General features: G+C 35.9%; 14 protein-coding genes. 9 read left to right on the forward strand and 5 right to left on the reverse strand.

Going from position 1 to position 17,716, the window contains the following annotated elements; all coding sequences use genetic code 11:
* Positions 1 to 220: 220 nt before the first annotated feature.
* The 3 genes from JNUCC74_RS03140 to JNUCC74_RS03150 all read left to right on the forward strand — a co-directional run bounded on the left by JNUCC74_RS03140 (position 221) and on the right by JNUCC74_RS03150 (position 3,082).
* Complete coding sequence (locus JNUCC74_RS03140; protein WP_077319398.1) at positions 221 to 1,255, forward strand: PTS transporter subunit IIC; 1,035 nt, start codon at positions 221 to 223, stop codon at positions 1,253 to 1,255.
* 493 nt (positions 1,256 to 1,748) lie between these two features.
* Entirely contained in the window at positions 1,749 to 2,615 is an 867-nt protein-coding gene (locus tag JNUCC74_RS03145; RefSeq protein WP_454066865.1) for a fructosamine kinase family protein, read from the forward strand.
* Between the two features lie 14 nt (positions 2,616 to 2,629).
* The gene (locus JNUCC74_RS03150) at positions 2,630 to 3,082 is read left to right on the forward strand and encodes a DUF2269 family protein (RefSeq protein WP_454066866.1); all 453 of its coding nucleotides are present in this window, start codon (positions 2,630 to 2,632) and stop codon (positions 3,080 to 3,082) included.
* A 253-nt stretch (positions 3,083 to 3,335) separates the two neighbouring features.
* Here the strand turns inward: JNUCC74_RS03150 and JNUCC74_RS03155 are convergent, their stop codons facing one another.
* From JNUCC74_RS03155 to JNUCC74_RS03165, 3 genes are read right to left on the reverse strand one after another with little or no spacing between them, the layout of a single operon-like run.
* Positions 3,336 to 5,225, reverse strand: coding sequence for a PTS fructose transporter subunit IIABC (locus JNUCC74_RS03155; protein ID WP_454066867.1), 1,890 nt, complete (start codon positions 5,223 to 5,225; stop codon positions 3,336 to 3,338).
* Between the two features lie 13 nt (positions 5,226 to 5,238).
* Positions 5,239 to 6,156, reverse strand: a complete 918-nt coding sequence (gene pfkB, locus JNUCC74_RS03160; protein ID WP_454066868.1) for a 1-phosphofructokinase — start codon at positions 6,154 to 6,156, stop codon at positions 5,239 to 5,241.
* The gene (locus JNUCC74_RS03165; protein WP_454066869.1) at positions 6,153 to 6,905 is read right to left on the reverse strand and encodes a DeoR/GlpR family DNA-binding transcription regulator; all 753 of its coding nucleotides are present in this window, start codon (positions 6,903 to 6,905) and stop codon (positions 6,153 to 6,155) included. The genes pfkB and JNUCC74_RS03165 overlap by 4 nt, the downstream gene beginning before the upstream one ends.
* 482 nt (positions 6,906 to 7,387) lie before the next feature.
* Between JNUCC74_RS03165 and JNUCC74_RS03170 the strand changes: the two genes are divergently transcribed.
* On the forward strand, positions 7,388 to 7,924 hold the full coding sequence (locus JNUCC74_RS03170) for an HD domain-containing protein (protein ID WP_077319404.1): 537 nt from the start codon (positions 7,388 to 7,390) through the stop codon (positions 7,922 to 7,924).
* 999 nt (positions 7,925 to 8,923) lie between these two features.
* Positions 8,924 to 10,609 (forward strand): ABC transporter ATP-binding protein, encoded by a 1,686-nt coding sequence (locus JNUCC74_RS03175; RefSeq protein WP_454066870.1) that lies wholly within the window; start codon positions 8,924 to 8,926, stop codon positions 10,607 to 10,609.
* Between the two features lie 91 nt (positions 10,610 to 10,700).
* On the opposite strand, the gene pepT is transcribed toward JNUCC74_RS03175, so the two are convergent.
* Entirely contained in the window at positions 10,701 to 11,933 is a 1,233-nt protein-coding gene (gene pepT, locus JNUCC74_RS03180; protein WP_454066871.1) for a peptidase T, read from the reverse strand.
* A gap of 506 nt (positions 11,934 to 12,439) precedes the next feature.
* On the opposite strand from pepT, the gene JNUCC74_RS03185 reads away from it, so the two are divergent.
* Together JNUCC74_RS03185 and JNUCC74_RS03190 are read left to right on the forward strand one after the other, a co-directional pair.
* Positions 12,440 to 13,285, forward strand: a complete 846-nt coding sequence (locus JNUCC74_RS03185) for a sulfurtransferase (RefSeq protein ID WP_454066872.1) — start codon at positions 12,440 to 12,442, stop codon at positions 13,283 to 13,285.
* Positions 13,285 to 13,851, forward strand: a complete 567-nt coding sequence (locus JNUCC74_RS03190; RefSeq protein WP_454066873.1) for a DNA-3-methyladenine glycosylase I — start codon at positions 13,285 to 13,287, stop codon at positions 13,849 to 13,851. Before JNUCC74_RS03185 ends, JNUCC74_RS03190 begins: the two co-directional genes overlap by 1 nt.
* 283 nt (positions 13,852 to 14,134) lie before the next feature.
* On the opposite strand, the gene JNUCC74_RS03195 is transcribed toward JNUCC74_RS03190, so the two are convergent.
* Positions 14,135 to 15,904 (reverse strand): methyl-accepting chemotaxis protein, encoded by a 1,770-nt coding sequence (locus JNUCC74_RS03195; protein ID WP_454066874.1) that lies wholly within the window; start codon positions 15,902 to 15,904, stop codon positions 14,135 to 14,137.
* A gap of 307 nt (positions 15,905 to 16,211) precedes the next feature.
* On the opposite strand from JNUCC74_RS03195, the gene JNUCC74_RS03200 reads away from it, so the two are divergent.
* Complete coding sequence (locus tag JNUCC74_RS03200; RefSeq protein ID WP_454066875.1) at positions 16,212 to 16,727, forward strand: hypothetical protein; 516 nt, start codon at positions 16,212 to 16,214, stop codon at positions 16,725 to 16,727.
* Positions 16,728 to 17,083: 356 nt separating this feature from the next.
* On the forward strand, positions 17,084 to 17,716 hold the full coding sequence (locus JNUCC74_RS03205; RefSeq protein WP_454067822.1) for a pentapeptide repeat-containing protein: 633 nt from the start codon (positions 17,084 to 17,086) through the stop codon (positions 17,714 to 17,716).

The raw sequence follows: 17,716 nt of genomic DNA on the forward strand, positions 1-17,716 counted from the left end.
ACAAATGGGAAAAAACTAAAAAATATGTTATCCTGTTGAGAATTAATCGATGTACTATGTTATAAAGATAGTTCCCTCCAACTCTCTTTGGTAAGTAATTGATCATTTGTTATGCTTGCAGTAAGAAGAGTTTAACGTAATAATGGAGATTGAATCTGCAATAATCGATCTATTTCATTTTAAATGTGACGTTTTTCACGAATAGTAAGGGGGAAAAAGGTTGCGTTTTTTGGAGCGAAAAGGGGTTCGTTTATCTGGGAGAACCTATTTTATTACTGCACTCAGTTATATGGCTTTAGGTTTATTCTCTTCATTAATTATTGGACTAATCATCAAAACATTTGGGGAACAAGTTATTGCTCTATTTTCTCCATCGTTAGCAAATGCCCTTGTAGAAATGGGCAGTTTTGCAATGGATACAAAAATCATGGGAGGAGCAATTGGTGTTGCAATCGCTTATGGATTAAAAGCTCCGCCGCTAGTCTTATTTTCGGCATTATTTGCAGGAGCATTTGGAGCAGAACTAGGTGGACCGGCAGGAAGCTATGTGACAGCAGTGTTTGCGACAGAATTTGGTAAATTAGTATATCAGGAAACGCGAGTTGATATTATTGTTACCCCATTAGTAACGATTATAGTTGGATTTATGACGGGTAAATTTATAGGTCCAGCGATTAATTCGATGATGCAGGGATTTGGACAATTAATCAATTGGTCTACGGAGCAGCAGCCCTTCATGATGGGGATTTTAGTTGCAATACTAATGGGTGTAGCATTGACTGCGCCGATTTCATCCGCTGCAATTGCTATTATGCTGTCCTTAGATGGGTTAGCTGCAGGTGCAGCAACAGTAGGCTGTTCTGCCCAAATGATTGGATTTGCCATTGCAAGTTTTCGAGATAATGGACTTGGTGGATTTATTGCCCAGGCAATAGGTACATCGATGCTGCAAGTTGCTAACATTATTAGAAATCCAGTTATTTTATTACCGCCAACTATAGCAGGAGCAATTATTGCACCATTCGCTACCGTATGGTTGAATTTAACGAATAATGCGTCTGGAGCTGGAATGGGAACAAGCGGGTTTGTTGGACAGATTATGACAATAGAGTCAATGGGATTTTCTCTACCTGTGCTATGGAGTATACTTGTTTTACATATCCTAGCACCAGCAATTATAAGTCTGATTCTTGCCGAATGGTTTCGAAGGGTAGGATGGATTAAAGCTGGTGATATGAAAATTACGTATGCTTAAAGCTGGTTTTTCAGCTAGAAGATTTTGTCTCTAAAAAAGGTATATGTTTGTTAAAATTTGTGTTTAAAAAAGAGGATAAAAAGGAATGAAGCGTTTATAGTGGTGCTGGTTATGAATTTATCCCGCATTATAAGGTGCTCTAAGGGTTCAACTACAAGAGGGGTAGAGAATGCATAGAAGTTAAGTGGGAGGTAGTAGTACCTAAATGTCCAATTCGTTCTGGACGACAGGACAGAGTTGCTACGGAAGCTACACATCGCACGCAGAAAAAGTGCTTTTCTTTTTCAAGGACAGAGCAGCTACAACAGTAATACATCATGGCTTTTCAAGGACGCTTGAGATGTTATCTGTGATTCTACTTCTTCAAGTAGTGGACGAGGGAAAACCCTACACTTACTGGTACAGAAACAAAAATGAAAATTTGCTTACTATGTATTGATTTTTTAAAATGACTGCTTAGCATGATATTTTTTAGCAAAGGAGTAACTTTATAATGAAGCAGCTTTTTCGGCACGCTTTACAACAAGCTGGCATCTCAAGTCGGTTATTAAATGTGAGACGAATATCAGGCGGGTCAATCAATGAAGCGTATGTTGCCCAGACAGAGCAGGGAAGCTATTTTATCAAGTATCATCGAAATGCACCTGAGCGTTTCTTTACACTTGAAGCAAAAGGACTGCAATTAATCAAATCGACGAATACGATTGATGTTCCGGAAGTAATTAACTATTCAGATGAAAAAGGGAAAACCTTTCTTGTACTGGAATGGATCAGTGGTAGCAAGCATTCACAAACAGATAAACGATTAGGTGAACGTTTGGCAGCACTGCATCAAACAAGGGGAAAAAAACATGGTTTTCATGAACCGACATTTATTGGAACATTACAGCAGCCAAATGGCTACTATACAAACTGGCTGGAATATTATCGAGATCGTCGCTTGAGCTCCCAATTAAGGCTAGGAATAGAAAACAATCATATCAACGGAAAACGGAGAAGCAAGCTGGAAAAATTACTTTCTGAATTAGAATGTTGGATACCCAATAATATTCCTCCGTCTTATCTGCACGGAGACTTATGGGGAGGCAATTGGATAGTTGGACAGAACGGAGTCCCCTTTCTGATTGATCCGTCATTTCTATATGGAGATAGACATTTTGATCTAGCATTTACCGAAGTATTTGGCGGTTTTTCAGAGGCCTTTTATCAAGCATATGAAGCATGCTATCCAACCGATCGCTATTATGAGGATTGTAAGCCACTTTATCAACTTTATTACTTACTTGTCCATTTAAATTTATTTGGTGAAATTTATGGATCGGACGTAGATAAAATAGTAAATTATTATATTGGGGATTGATGGGAGAAACGAGTATGTCTGTTTATGATGTTTTAGTATTTGTCCACATTTTTTCTGCCATAGTTGGCATGGGACCTGGATTTTTCATGGTTTTACCTGTTAAAAAAGCTCAAACGATGACCGAATTGCGATATGGATACGTTATCAGAGATAGACTTCATTGGTTTGTGATGATAGGAGGGACCTTGCTATTACTAACAGGGCTATTGATGGGTTTTCTGAGGACATATCTATTTTCGCAAGTGTGGTTTGTGTTGAGCTTGTTGTTATTTTTGGTTGCCTTAGCATTTGGCCCCCTTGTTTTATCGCCACGTTCAAAGCCAATTAAAAAAATGTTAAATGAGTATAAAAAAGAGGAGATACCGGATGAATACGATCAATTGGCAGCTAAATTATTTTTCTATGAACGTATCATCAATAGTTTATTTCTAATTATCATTGTCCTTATGATTACGAAACCTTTTTAAAGGTGGATTCAAAAAATTCTGGTTAAAACGGTAAAGCATATATCTTCTATTATCTGTACATATAAGGAGCGTAACTACTGTGTTAAGATATACAACTTCAGTAACTTATGCTTAAAGGCTTACATAGATTTAGCCCGGTTGGAGCATTTCTGATTTATGTAGAAGATGATGAAAACGGAACAGCTTAGCTGACACTGTTCCGCTTGTTTCGTGGTGATTTCGATTATGAATTGTATTATCTGCTATCCAGTGTTTACACCAGCTTTTTCTTCCATACTCCAGCTAGAAGTGCAGTAACAAATGCTCCGACAATAATCGATGCTAAATAGAGAAAGATAGAGGTAATGCCGCCTTCAACGAAGCCAATAACGAATAAACCTCCATGAGGAGCGCGCAGTCCAATATCAAATAACATACTTAGTCCGCCGGTAACTGCTGCACCAGCCATAACAGATGGGATAACGCGGGTCGGGTCAGCTGCAGCAAATGGGATGACACCCTCTGTGATAAAGCAAGCACCTAATACATAGGAAGTTTTTCCTGCTTCCCGTTCTGTTTTCGTAAACTTATTTTTAAAAAGAGTCGTTGCTAGTGCCATACCGAGTGGTGGTACCATTCCGGCTGCCATAATAGCGGCAATAAATGTGTAATTACCGGCATCGAGCATAGCGATACCAAACGTATAGGCCGCCTTATTAACTGGACCTCCGAGATCAAATGCCATCATGGCACCTAAAATTACTCCAACAAGTACTTGGTTCGTACCGCTCATACCTTCTAAGAAAGAAGAAATAGCTGTATAAATTTGCGTTAGCGGCGGATTGATGGTCATCATAATTAGACCAGTTACTCCGATACTGATTAATGGATAGAATAGTACAGGTTTTAGTCCGTTTAATGCTTCCGGCAGTCCTGTTAATAATTTTTTCACGAATAATGTAATATAACCAGCAAGAAAACCAGCAATTAATCCACCTAAAAACCCTGATCCGCCAGCTCCTTCTACACCGGAAACGGTAACAGCGATTAAACCACCAACCATACCAGGTGCAAATCCCGGACGATCAGCGATACTTGAAGCGATAAAACCTGCTAGTACAGGAACCATGAGGAAGAACGCTTTTCCTCCACCTATTTCATTTAACATAGCAGCAAAGGCATTATATTGCTCACTATCTGGATTACTGGACTCAATTCCCCAGAAAAAGGATAGAGCAATTAAAATTCCCCCACCAACGACAAATGGCAACATATTGGAAACACCATTCATGAGGTGTTTATAAAAACCATTTTTTATTCCGCTATCTTTTGCAATGTCTTTTGTTTGTTCTGCACGGTAAATCGGAGCATCCTTTTGAATAGCTCGTTGTAATAAATCCTTTGCTTCATGAATGGCTTTTCCCACAGGAACTTGGATAACTGGCTTTCCATTAAAGCGGCCCATCTCAACTTTTGTATCAGCAGCAACGATAATTGTATCTGCCTTTTCGATTTCTTCTTCGGTTAATCGGTTTTTAACACCATCAGAGCCATTTGTTTCTACTTTAATAGAGATACCCATATCTTTTGCGGTTTCTGACAGTTTTTCTGCAGCCATATACGTATGGGCGATACCAGTTGGACATCCAGTTACAGCTAATATATTACTGGCTGCTTGTCTCGTTTTTTCACTGTTTCTTTTATCTAATTCTGCTTCCTTTTGATTCACAGCTTCCAGTATTTGCGCTACATTGCTGGCATTAACTAGTTTAGAACGAAACTGTTCATCCATAAGTAATGTAGATAGCCGTGATAATGCTTGTAAATGTTCATTATTGGCTCCTTCACTTGCTGCAATCATAAAAAACAAATAAGCAGGTTTCCCATCTAAGGAGTCATAGGCAATTCCTGAAGCTGATCGACCAAACGCAATACTTGGTGTTTTAACAGCGTGTGATTTCGCATGAGGGATAGCAATACCTTCGCCAATTCCTGTCGTGCTTTGTTGTTCTCGTTGTAAGATTGCTTCACGAAAGACTGCTTTATCCGTTAATCGTCCGGCTTGATCCAGCTGGTTAATTAATTCATCGATTACTTCCTGCTTAGAAGAAGCTTCTAGATCAAGTAAAATGGTTTCTTCTTTTAGTAATTCCGTTATTTTCATTCTGACTCACTTCCTAATTAGAATATGGACTAATTGTTACATGTTGGACTAATGATTCAACTAATGATTTTTCACATAAATCATTACTGAAAGCTGTTGCACTACCAGCAGCCACCGCATAGCGAAAAGCGTCTATTTTATTTTTTTGTGACGAATCTGCGGCGATAAAACCAGCGACCATGGAATCGCCAGCTCCGACTGTATTAATAACCTCTCCTTGTAATGGATCAGCAATTGCAATAATATCATTGGAAATGTAAATAGCCCCTTTACTTCCTAAAGAGATAATGACATGCTGAATGCCTTCTGCTATTAATTTTTTACCATAATGGATAGCTTGTTCTGTTGTTGTGATTGTTGTATGGAACAATTCACCAAGTTCGTGTTCATTTGGTTTAATCAAATATGGTTTTAATTTAATCAGCTGTTGTAATGCCTTTCCCGAAGTATCGGCAACAAAACGGACTCCAGCTTGCTTGCATGTTCCAGCAATCACTTCTAAAAAATCAGGAGTGATGGAGTTAGGAATACTACCTGCTAAGACAAACCAATCATTTTCTTCAAAGCTATTTATTTTGGCTAGTAGCTCATGCTGTAGTTTTTTCGAAATAATTGGTGCTGGTCCGTTTAATTCTGTTGCTGACGATGCTTTAATTTTTACATTAATTCGTGTTGTTTCATTTGTTTGAATAAACTCCGTAAGAATCCCTTCTTCTTCGAGTTTTTGGGCAATATAGTCTCCGGTAAATCCTCCGATAAACCCAAGTGCAGTAGAGGTAATCCCGAAACGTTTAAGCACTCTGGATACATTTATTCCTTTTCCTCCAGGGTAATAGTTCACCTGATTTGCCCGATTAAGTGTCCCTGCTTGAAAGGAGGGAAGATAAGTTGTGTAATCAACGGATGGTGTCATTGTGCATGTGTAAATCATTTATTTGCCACCTTTAAGGTTGTTTGTTTTTCAAATTGTTCTATTTCTTCTAAAGAAAGCTTGTCGGTTAGTAAAGCCGCCTCCTGTAAGCTAATAATTTTGGCAAAACTAACTTTATTTTTCTTTGAATGGTCAGCTAGGACAAATGTTTGTAAGGCGTGTCGGTGGGCGGTTTTTTTCACCATTGCCTCTTCAGGGTCAGGTGTCGTATATCCTAACTCTATATGAAAACCATTAACGCCTAAAAAGCATTTATCAAAGCGGTAATTGCTAATGGATTGGACGGTTTGTGCGCCAATTAATGCTCCTGTTTTTGCCTTTATATGTCCACCGGTAATGTAAGTGGGTATTCCATGTTTGATCAATGCTTCTACATGAGAAAGCCCATTTGTTACAACAACAATATCTTTATCTTTTAAGTAAGGAATTAGTTGGAGTGTTGTTGTTCCGGCATCAATAAACAAACAATCCCCTTCATCAACGAGACAGGCTGCCAGTTGTGCAATTTTTGTTTTTTCGTGAAGGTTTTTGGTTGATTTTTCTTTTAGGCTGAACTCCTGTAGTTTTCGTTCAGGTAAGATAGCGCCTCCGTGAATTCGCACTAGTTTTCCTTGAGCTTCCAGGTCTGTTAAATCGCGCCGAATCGTTGACTCAGAAGCTGCAGTTGCTTTAATAATATCTTGGATTTTAATAGAATGTTTCTCGTTTAATAATTGTATAATTATAGAATGTCTCTCTGCTGTTAACATAAAATATATCACTCCAAGCTTGGTTTCGTCTTTATCATATACGAACCGCTTACATAAATCAATCAAAATCGTTAAAAAACATTCAAAAACAATCAATATTTAGATTGAATATGACGATTTTGTGAAAGTTAGAAACCGATTTTTACGGAGAGTAGGAGGGAGAGCAAAAAGTCGCTAGAAACTAATTTACTTGGAAACCTATGCCACCTATACGTTTTAAGGTGTTTCCTTGAAAAGCTTCTCTTGTTATTCCTAAATACCGTATGTATGGTTCCTGACAAATTGGGCTCTTTATTTATAGTTCACCTAGTAAATATTTAATTTTAACCATATGGAAAATTTCTATTGCAACTTATTTAGCATGTATGCTATAGTTTTATAAATTTATCTAAATATATACTACACATGTATGAACGATAACGAAGAAATGATCGAACGTTTTGATAACTAGATAAATATGGAAGGAAAGGAGAGAAGAAAAAATGAGAAAAGTAACCTTAGAAACAGTATTTTTACACCCAATTACACAGCGCTATTTAAAACGATCAGGCATGGCTCATGCTATTGCTGTTGCAGAGAATGCTTTCAAGTTGGCGAAAGAGTATAATGTGAACCCCGATCACGCTGCAAAAGCTGCACTATTACACGATGTCGGTCATTACACATGGTATCGGGACGGCAAATGGGATTATGACTTATACAAGAAAAATGATATACATGCGATTAAAGGAGCAAGTCGTGCGCACAAATTATTAATTCGCATGGGGGAGGATCCTGAGGCAGCTAAAGAAATAGCGATAGCGATATTGCTTCATACAGATTCCTATTTACCAAAAGGTGATCTGAAATTACTACCGTTGCAGCAGGTTGTTCATCTGGCAGATGAAACCGATGAGGAAGTTGGGGGTAAGCATCATTATAAGGTCATTCGTGATGATGAAGCTTTAGATCGGATTCGTTTCTTGGATCAGCAAATTGATGATTGGTTAAATAAAAATCAGACAAAGAAGATTGTCTGATTTTTTTGGTCTATTGGATAGGAAAAAGCTTCATATCTAGTTTATTGTATGTATGTGCAATATATTGCTTTGGAACGCTTTAAGTTTTTGTTGGGGAATAGGAAGGTAAAACTTTTCCCCATTCATTATCCTTTTTATTCTTTGTTTTATTTTTGCAAACATAAATACCTTTTTTAGCTTTAAATTTAATATAAACCAACTAACGAGGTATTATGAGCTTCAAATTTTTGGTTATTGATTGAATAAATAGCTTAATTTTCAATTTTTTATACAATTAAATAAAAGTGGCCAGTAGCCTTTTTGTTAAAGATTGAAGTCCCTTGACGCCTAGAGCGATATGGAATAGAGGCAAAAAACCCTTGCACTTTTTTCCCTAGTAATCTATGATTTTTTAGTAGCGACTCAACAAATCTATAGGCAAGGGGGAACATGAATTAAAAGTGACATACAACAGGAAAGAGATGACTATCATCCGCTTTTCGTGAGCTGGTTGCAGTAAATAAGAGTTAATTTGATAAACAAGAACAATACATAAATCGTGATCGCTGGTTAGAATTAAGGTAACGTAATGGTTAATCCAGATAGTACTAAAGGGGCGTGCGAAAAGTTTGTCATAATAACCATAAAGAGGTCTATAAAGTAGCGAATTACTGGGTTAAAGATAGTAAGTGTTTAATAAGTTAAACAGTGCTTGAGACATTCTATAAATTGCCAAAAGGGAAGCGGCTAATTATAGTTTAAAGAGTCTATGAAATTGTTAAAAGATGTGTGCTAGATATAAATAAAGCTGTTGTTTTAACAGAGTAAGTTTACGCATTAATCTATAATTGGGGCAAAGAAAAATACATAGAGCATAGGGACGAACGTAATCAATGGAGAGGTCTTCTGGAAAAAGCAGAAATAGAAAATAATTTGTTTATTTAACTAAAGGGGGGGGAGATTAGAATTAATAAAAAAAATAATTCATACTCGATTTTGTATGTTTGGCAAATTATAAATATGTCTAAAAGATCATTATTAATTCCTTTTATTATTACAGCGATAAGTAGTGTATTAAGTTTAATTATACCTTTGTTTGTAATGATAATCATGGATAACTTAGAAAAATATATTGATTATAGATTGATTACTATTGGGATTGTACTATTAACTGTTAGCACTATACTTTCTGCTGTTTCCACTTTTTTATTATCGCGGGTAGCTGAAAAAATAATTTTAAAACTACGGGAAAAAATATGGGACAAAATTCTTAAATTACCATTAAAATTTCATCAAAAAAATCGTTCTGGTGAATTAGTAAGCAGATTAACAAATGATACGATAGCAATAGTGGATGTTATGACTCATAGCTTAGTTGACTTATTTGAATCAATAATAACTCTTATTGTTTCTCTAATTATTTTATTTTATTTAGATAGCTATTTAACTTTAATCCTTGTTGTGCTTGTTCCGTTTTCAATATTTATCATTTATCCTTTAGGAGAAAAAATTTTTAGCATTTCATACAAGGAGCAGGAAAGGATAGCAGACTTAACATCATTTTCTTCTGGAATCTTAAAAGATATAAAAATGGTGAAGGCTTTTAACGCGGAGGATATTGAAAAGAATAAAGGTGAAAATAAATTCCAACATTTGTATAAACTAGGGATAAAGTCATCTATATTAAATTCAGTTATAACACCATTATTGGGTTTATTCTCCTTTACTGTATTGATTGTAATCGTGGGACTTGGAGCATGGAGAGTTAGCAATGGATCGATTTCTATGGGAGAATTAGTAGCTTTTATTATCTACTTGGTTCAAGTGGTAACCCCTTTTTTTGCGATGAATATATTTATAACAGATTATCAGGAAGCTAAAGGTTCAATGAAGAGAATTTTAGAAGTTTTAAGAGAAAAAGATGAAATAGACAATCAAATAAATAAACACTCTTTATTACCTATTCATAGTGAAACTTCAAGATTAGATTTTAAAAATGTTTCTTTTACTTATGATGAAAACCAAAAGATTTTACATAATATATCATTTTCACTAGAAACAGGGGAAATAGTGGCATTAGTAGGACCTAGTGGATCAGGAAAGTCAACGATTTTTAGTCTGATCGAGCGATTCTATCCTCCTTCAAGTGGAGATATGATGTTAAATAATAAGTCTTATCAAGATATTGATATAAGTTCTTGGCGAAAAGTATTTAGTTATGTGCCGCAAGATTTTCCTTTGTTTTACGGTACTATTAAAGATAATTTACTTTATGGATTGCAAGAGAAGGTATCGATGGAAGAGTTAATAGAAGCAACAAAGAAAGCAAATGCCCATAAATTTATCATGAATTTTCCTCATGGCTATAATACGCATGTGGGTGAATTTGGTGATTTTTTATCGGGTGGTCAAAAACAAAGAATTGCAATTGCTAGAGCTTTATTACGTAAATCAAAATTTATTTTATTAGATGAAGTTACAGCAAATTTAGATAGTGAATCAGAATATCTGTTACAACATACATTGATTTCTCTAGCTCAAAATAAAATAGGCGTATTTATGATTGCGCATCGATTATCCACGGTAAAGCGTGCTGATAAGATATTAGTTTTGGAGAATGGAAATATAACAGGATATGGAACCCATGATTATTTGTATCGTACGAATCATCACTATAAAGATTCTGTAGATAAACAAAAAGCATAAATGTACAGATATTTTATGTGATTGATATGAGACTAACTATATAAATTCATTACAGCTATTTACTTTATACAGTTAGTCTCTTTATAAAATATTAACTTCGCTCGGCAAATAGCTTACAAATTTCGATGATTGTTCTTGTAGCTTTTTCCATATTATCTACAGAAACGTATTCATATTTTCCGTGGAAGTTTTCTCCGCCTGTAAAAATATTTGGAGTAGGAAGTCCCATGTACGACAGCTGTGAACCATCTGTACCTCCGCGAATTGGTTCAACAATCGGTTCGATATCAAGATTTTTCATCGCCTGATAAGCAATAGCTACAATCTCTTTTACAGGTTCAATTTTCTCCCGCATATTATAATATTGGTCTTTCAATTCAAGTTTAACTGCTTCATCACCGTATTTTTCTTTTAATTCGTTAACAAATTGTTTAACCGTGTCTTTTCTATTTTGAAAAGCAGTCTTATCAAAATCACGGATAATGTAGCTTACATTAGCATTTTCCACATCACCATTTACAGAAGTGAGATGATAAAATCCTTCATAGCCTTCTGTATGCTCTGGTGCTTCCTGCTCTGGAAATTTGCTGATAAATTCTGCTGCCATTTTCCCGGCGTTAACCATTTTATCTTTTGCTGTTCCAGGGTGTACACTATTTCCTGTAAATGTTACTTTAGCGGCGGCTGCATTAAAGCTTTCATATTGCAATTCTCCAAGCGGTCCACCATCAATGGTATATGCATAGCTAGCACCAAATCGTTTTACATCGAATTTATGTGGACCTCTACCAATTTCTTCATCTGGTGTAAAGCCGACTCGAATTTTTCCGTGCTTTATTTCCGGATGCTTGATCAGAAAGTCCATCGCTGTTACAATTTCAGCTACTCCAGCTTTATCATCAGCGCCAAGTAATGTAGTGCCATCGGTAGTAATCAATGTATGACCTTTGTATGTAGCAAGCTCTGGGAAATTTTTCGCAGACAATACAATATTTAGATCTTTATTCAAAACAATATCGTTACCATCAAAACTTTCGATGATTTTTGGATTGACATTTTTTCCTGTAAAATCGGTAGCTGTATCGACATGAGCTAAAAAGCCAATTGTCGGAATATCTGCATTTGTATTTGCAGGAAGCGTTGCCATCACATAACCATAATCATCCATGGTAACATCCACCATACCAATTTCTCTAAGTTCTTTTACTAATAGATTTAACAGTTCAAGCTGTCCTGGTGTTGAAGGGGTAGCTTGATTGCTTTCATCAGATTGTGTATCGATTTTCACATAAGTTGTGAACCTTTCAATCAATGCTTCTTTCATTTTACTTTCATCTCCTAATCGTTTTAATTGATCGTATATTACAGGTGAAGCAGTTCTGTAATCGATTATCCCGCATGTAAGGTGCCGTAAGATACCCCCCTTCAAGATCCTGAGTTGGTACAAAAGGTTCTGAGTGATAGAAAACGGCACCTAAATGCCCGATTCGTTCAAGGGCCTTTAGGTCATACCCTTGCGGTACTAACAATCCGTGTAAAAAGCATTCCACGGAATGAAGTCTTCCTTTATTATAACTTAATTTCAAACGTTTTCTAAGTGAACTTAAGTTTAAAATAAATCTGTTCCGAGTTCTGTAGTTTAGATTCTACTTCGTACCGTTCTGTTCCGACTTTATGAATTTTTGTTTTAAGTATGTACCGATATGTTCTGTTTACTTTCTTTTAAAGAAAGGGTGGGAATTAAGCTTTACTTCATTTAAAATAAATAATATACGCGTTCAAGGAAGTAATGCAGTAGGTTAATCAGTAAATCACATTGGAGGGAAACAATTGTCTTATATCATTTCAATTAATCGCTTAAAAAATTATTTGCATAATGAGCAAGGTAATACCGTCATTATGGATGTGCGTTTTGATTTAATGGATCCAGACGCAGGGAGAAAAGCTTATCAGCAAGATCATATTCCCGGTGCGATTTTTATAGATATAGAGAAGGATTTGTCTGGAAAAAAAGAAATGCATGGGGGGAACCATCCTTTACCAGATGTAAACGCACTTTCATTTAAATTAGGAAGAATGGGAATTGATCAGAACACAACAGTTGTTATTTATGATGAGAATAATGATATGTTTGCTGCAAGAGCATGGTGGTTACTGCATTATTTAGGTCATGATAAAGTCTATGTCTTAGACGGGGGATATGCTCGTTGGAAAGAGGAAGGGAATGAAACGACGGATCATATACCGGAGTTAAGTGCGAAAGAGTTTCACCCAGAGATTAGAAACAATCTAACAGTTACTATGGAAGAAGTGAAGCAGAAACTGAAAAATAAAACAGCGGTATTGGTTGATTCACGTGCCAAAGAACGTTATTTAGGAGAATCGGAACTATTATATGCACGAGCCGGTCATATACCAGGAGCAAAAAATTTCTTTTGGAAAGGTGTACTGGGATCAGACGGGAGCTGGAAATCGGAAGAAGAATTACAAAAGCATTTTGCTGACTTACCAAAAGATGATGAAATTATTGTTTCCTGTGGTTCAGGTATTTCAGCTTGTCCTAATATTTTAGCTTTAAAAATGCTTGGCTATAGAAATGTAAAACTTTATCCCGGAAGTTTTAGTGATTGGATTTCCTATGAGGATAATGAGGTTGCAGTTGGTGAAGAGGAATAATGAATAAAAAGAGATGTAAATGGGTAACGGATGATCCGATCTATATACAGTACCATGACTGTGAATGGGGAAGACCAGAGTATGATGATCAAAAACTGTTTGAAATGCTATGTTTAGAAGGAGCACAGGCAGGATTAAGCTGGATAACCATCTTAAAACGTAGAGAAAACTATGTAAAGGCATTTGATCAATTTGATCCAACTATTATAAGCAAGTATAGCGAGAAAAACATAACGGAGCTTATGCAAAATAAAGGAATTATTCGAAATCGCAGAAAGATAAATGCATTTGTTAAAAATGCTCAATCCTTTTTAGAAGTTCAAAAGGAATTTGGTAACTTTCATACGTATATTTGGTCGTTTGTTGGCGAAAAGCCGATGATTAACCATTGGGAAGCTCATGAAGATGTACCTGCATTCACAAAAGAATCGGAACAAATGAGTAAAGATTTAAAGCGACGTAGCTTTCAATTTGTTGGTCCGACTATTTGTTATGCATTTATGCAAGCTACAGGAATGGTCAATGACCATACAAAGGATTGTTTTTTATACGGTAAGAAGTTATAAATTTTAACGTAGAAGTTGCTCAGATTTAGTAAAAAATATGGTGTTTACATGAAAGCCGATGTTCAAACGAAGAGAGAAATAACTGAGTTTTACTAAGATGGCAACGTCCTTGAAAAACGGTCTTTTTTCCAAGGACGTTCTGATTATTGCCTTTGTCCTTCTTCCAGTAGGGGATAAAGAAAAAAAGTTTCACGGAATGAAGTTTTACTGAATCTCCGGGTTGTATGTCGGTAACCGGCGCTTGCACTTGTGCCCATTAGATATCAAAAAGGTAGATTTTTTGCTATAGTTTAAAGACATTTACTTGCTTGTTCAGTTTTTCTGCTAAATCCGCTAATTCATGTGTATTGTAGGAAACCTGTTCCATGGTGCTTGCTGTTTGCTGAGTTGATGCAGCTACTTGCTCAACGCCTGCAGCAGATTCCTGAGATATGGAAGCAATTTCTTTAATTAGCTTGTCCATTACTGCACTGCTCTCTCTATTTTCTTTGAGCTTAATGGCAATTTCCTTCATTTTACCCGTCATATCCGTTATCGCTTTATTCATATTTTGGAAGTTATCACCAGTCTCTTCAATTTGCTCCTTCCCTGTTTTCACTTCATCATAGCCACGATGAAGTGAGGTAACCACTTCACTCGTCTCAGATTGAATCCGCTCTACAATGGATGTTATTTCACCAACAGAATTAGCAACTTGTTCGGATAAACTTCTTACTTCATCAGCTACAACTGCAAAGCCTCTGCCATACTCACCTGCGCGGGCCGCTTCAATGGTAGCATTAAGTGATAATAAATTAGTTTGGTCTGATATATCTTTAATAACTTTTACTAGTTTAGAAATTTGTGCGGATTGTCTATCTAGTCCTTGTACTTGATCTACAGCATTTTCTACGATAATGTCAATCTGATTCATTTGCGTTACAGATCGCTCCATTAATCGTGTGCTTTCTGCTGTTAAATGTTGTACGTTATTAGCGTTTTTCATTACTTCTATCCCTCTAGTTTCGGAGATCCGAACGTTTTCGACAAATTCATTCATATTCTCCGACAATTGATTGGCACTTGTTGCCTGTGATTCGGTACCACCTGCTAGCTGCTCCATTGTTGCAGCTATTTGCACATTGCTTTCTTTTACTTCGTTAGCTGATTTATTTAATTGATCACTTTGTGATGCCACAGAGGTCGCTGCAATTTGGACGTTTTGAATAATCTCTCTGATTCGCTCCTTCATTTGCTGAACCGATTGAGCAAGCTGTCCAATTTCATCTTTTCCTTCTACTTCAATATCTGTTGTGTTTAAGTTTCCGTCTGCTACGTCTGAGGTTAATTGAACAATCTGCTGCAGCCTAGACGTAATACCACGACTAATAAGAATCATAATGGGAATACCGATAGCTAAGGCTAATAAGTTTGTAATTGCTAATATGTATACACTATTATTTGAGCTCGTTTGTGCTTCACCTAGAGCGCTTGCCTGTTCTTCCTGCATTTTTTCTAATAGTCTATTAACAAGATCTAGCGTATCATTTCGCAGTCTCGTTGAATAATGCCTTAAAGTATTTGCTAATTCCACATTACCTTCTTCAATGGATGGCACCATTCGATTTAAAAACGCCTCATCAATAGATTCGTTTTTTACTTTAATTTCGTCAAAAATAAGGCGCTGATCCTTTGTCTTAATTGTTTTATCTAATTTAGCTGCTAATTCATCGAAGTCTTTTTGATATTCTTGAAAGGCGGTAAAATATTTCTCGTTTTTTGTTACTAAATAATCTGCAGATTGTACATCCTTTGCTTGAATAAGGATAGCTAATTGCGACATTTGGTTGGATTGATTGCTTAATTCATTAACGGTATTAATGTCCCGCTGACCATCTTTTAATTGTATATATACAATAAGGGCTGATGTAATTAGTAAAGCAATAGTAAAAAAGAATATAGATAAATACTTTTTATTAATCCGGACATTTCTCCATTTGAAAAGAATTTTCTGCAAATTAATTCTCGCCTCCTTTCTCTTAAAAACAAGCTTTTTTTCGTTTGTTTTATTCATGGTATCCCCCCAAAAATAGATAAATTTTCTATCTAAAGCAATCGCAAAAAGTAGGTTGTATTGCCTTTACCTAAAAACAGGGCTTTTTTTACATATCGGTCTAAATTACTAAAAGTTAAAGTGATTATTGCTAATTTTTTTACATTTGCAGCATATACCATCAATCATGTAGAATGGGAAACTGTGTGTTTAAGTATGTGTTCAAGGAGAAAAAAGTGTATTGGATGAGTCACATGGACAACGGGGAACGAGCTAACATAGGTATATTTGAACAACCTTTTTAAATTAAAAATTGTAGGTGATAAATATGTATAAATCTGCTTTCATCGCAGAAAAGGATGGAGAGCCAGAACTGAAACAAAAACTCGATGCGTTAGAGATTCAATTGTATCGTATGCAGGAAAATGTAAAGGCTATAGCTAAAAAGTCCTCCATTATAAGTATTAATCAAACAAAAGATGAGAATTGGGTAATTGTGTATGCAAACTGGCAAGCTGATTCTTTTCAAATAATGCTTCATGAATGTACAAAACCCTATCGCGGAAAGTGGGACTCAGCAATTGAAGCAGAATATAAATCAGAGACAACCATTCATATTAACAATATCAAAGGAATAGAAAATAAGGGCTTCGGCTCCGTTTTAATGGAGCATTTAAAAGAAATAGCTCGTGATGAAAATAAACAGTATATTACAGGCGATATTGTCGAGCGCGATTTTGATCACGTCCGTCGATTAGAGTATTTCTATACCAAGCATTATTTTGATGTAAAAATAGATCATTGGGAGCAGTGTGGAGAAATTATTTGGCAACAAAGCCAATAGTTTACTAATGAGTGAGTATAGGTTGGTAGAGGCTGTTCAGCAAACTACAAGGTAAACCAATCAAGAAAAGATTCAGTAAAAGCAATCTCCTACTATGTAACAAATTTAAAACAATTCATGGAATTTTATAGGGATTATTACTTTGATGGCGAAGAATAGAAAAAGGACATATAGAATCGACGACAATAGTGAATCTTCCGTCCGATAAGGTGAATCCTACTCAATATGAGTGTCTTGTCTCCATGTATCATAAAATGCATAAAAATCAAGTCTTGAAAGAGAACATAGGTTCCTTTATATTTGTATCTAGAGACTTTATAAATCAATTAAATTCTTTGAAAGTAGGTAGGTATACAATGAGAATTGACACCCCCAAGATCCCTGAAAATCTAACAGAGAGGAAATTTACAGATATATATTATGAAGAAGATCCAGAATTTGAAGTGTGCCTTGTTACAGATTCTCAATTTAATAACGAGTCCATAGATAGATTACGACTTTATCAAACGGTTATCAAAAACTGCAGCTTTGTTAATACCGACTTTAGCCGAATTGATCTTACCGATGTGCGCTTTGAGAATTGTGATTTATCCAATGCTAATTTGGGTAATGCCTCCATGAATCGAGTTGAGTTTCTTAATTGTAAGTTGCTAGGCAGCAACCTAACAGAGTCTTACATCGGTAATACAAGATTTGGGGAATCAATTCTTAATATGGTTATGTTTGGTAACTCAAAACTTGAAAAGGTGATTTTTGATGAGGCTGCGTTAGAAAGCACTGATCTTTTTGACTGTAAGCTCAAAAAAGTAGAATTTCTTTCATGCAATCTTAATGGCGCAAGCTTTGAAGAGACATCATTAAAAGGAATTGATATAAGCTCATGCGATTTTGATTCTTTAACTGTTTCCATAGAGAATTTAAAAGGATGTATAGTATCAACGTCTCAAGCGATACAATTTGCTTCGTTATTAGGTCTAAAAATTAAGTAA

Source organism: Cerasibacillus sp. JNUCC 74 (assembly GCF_053667775.1).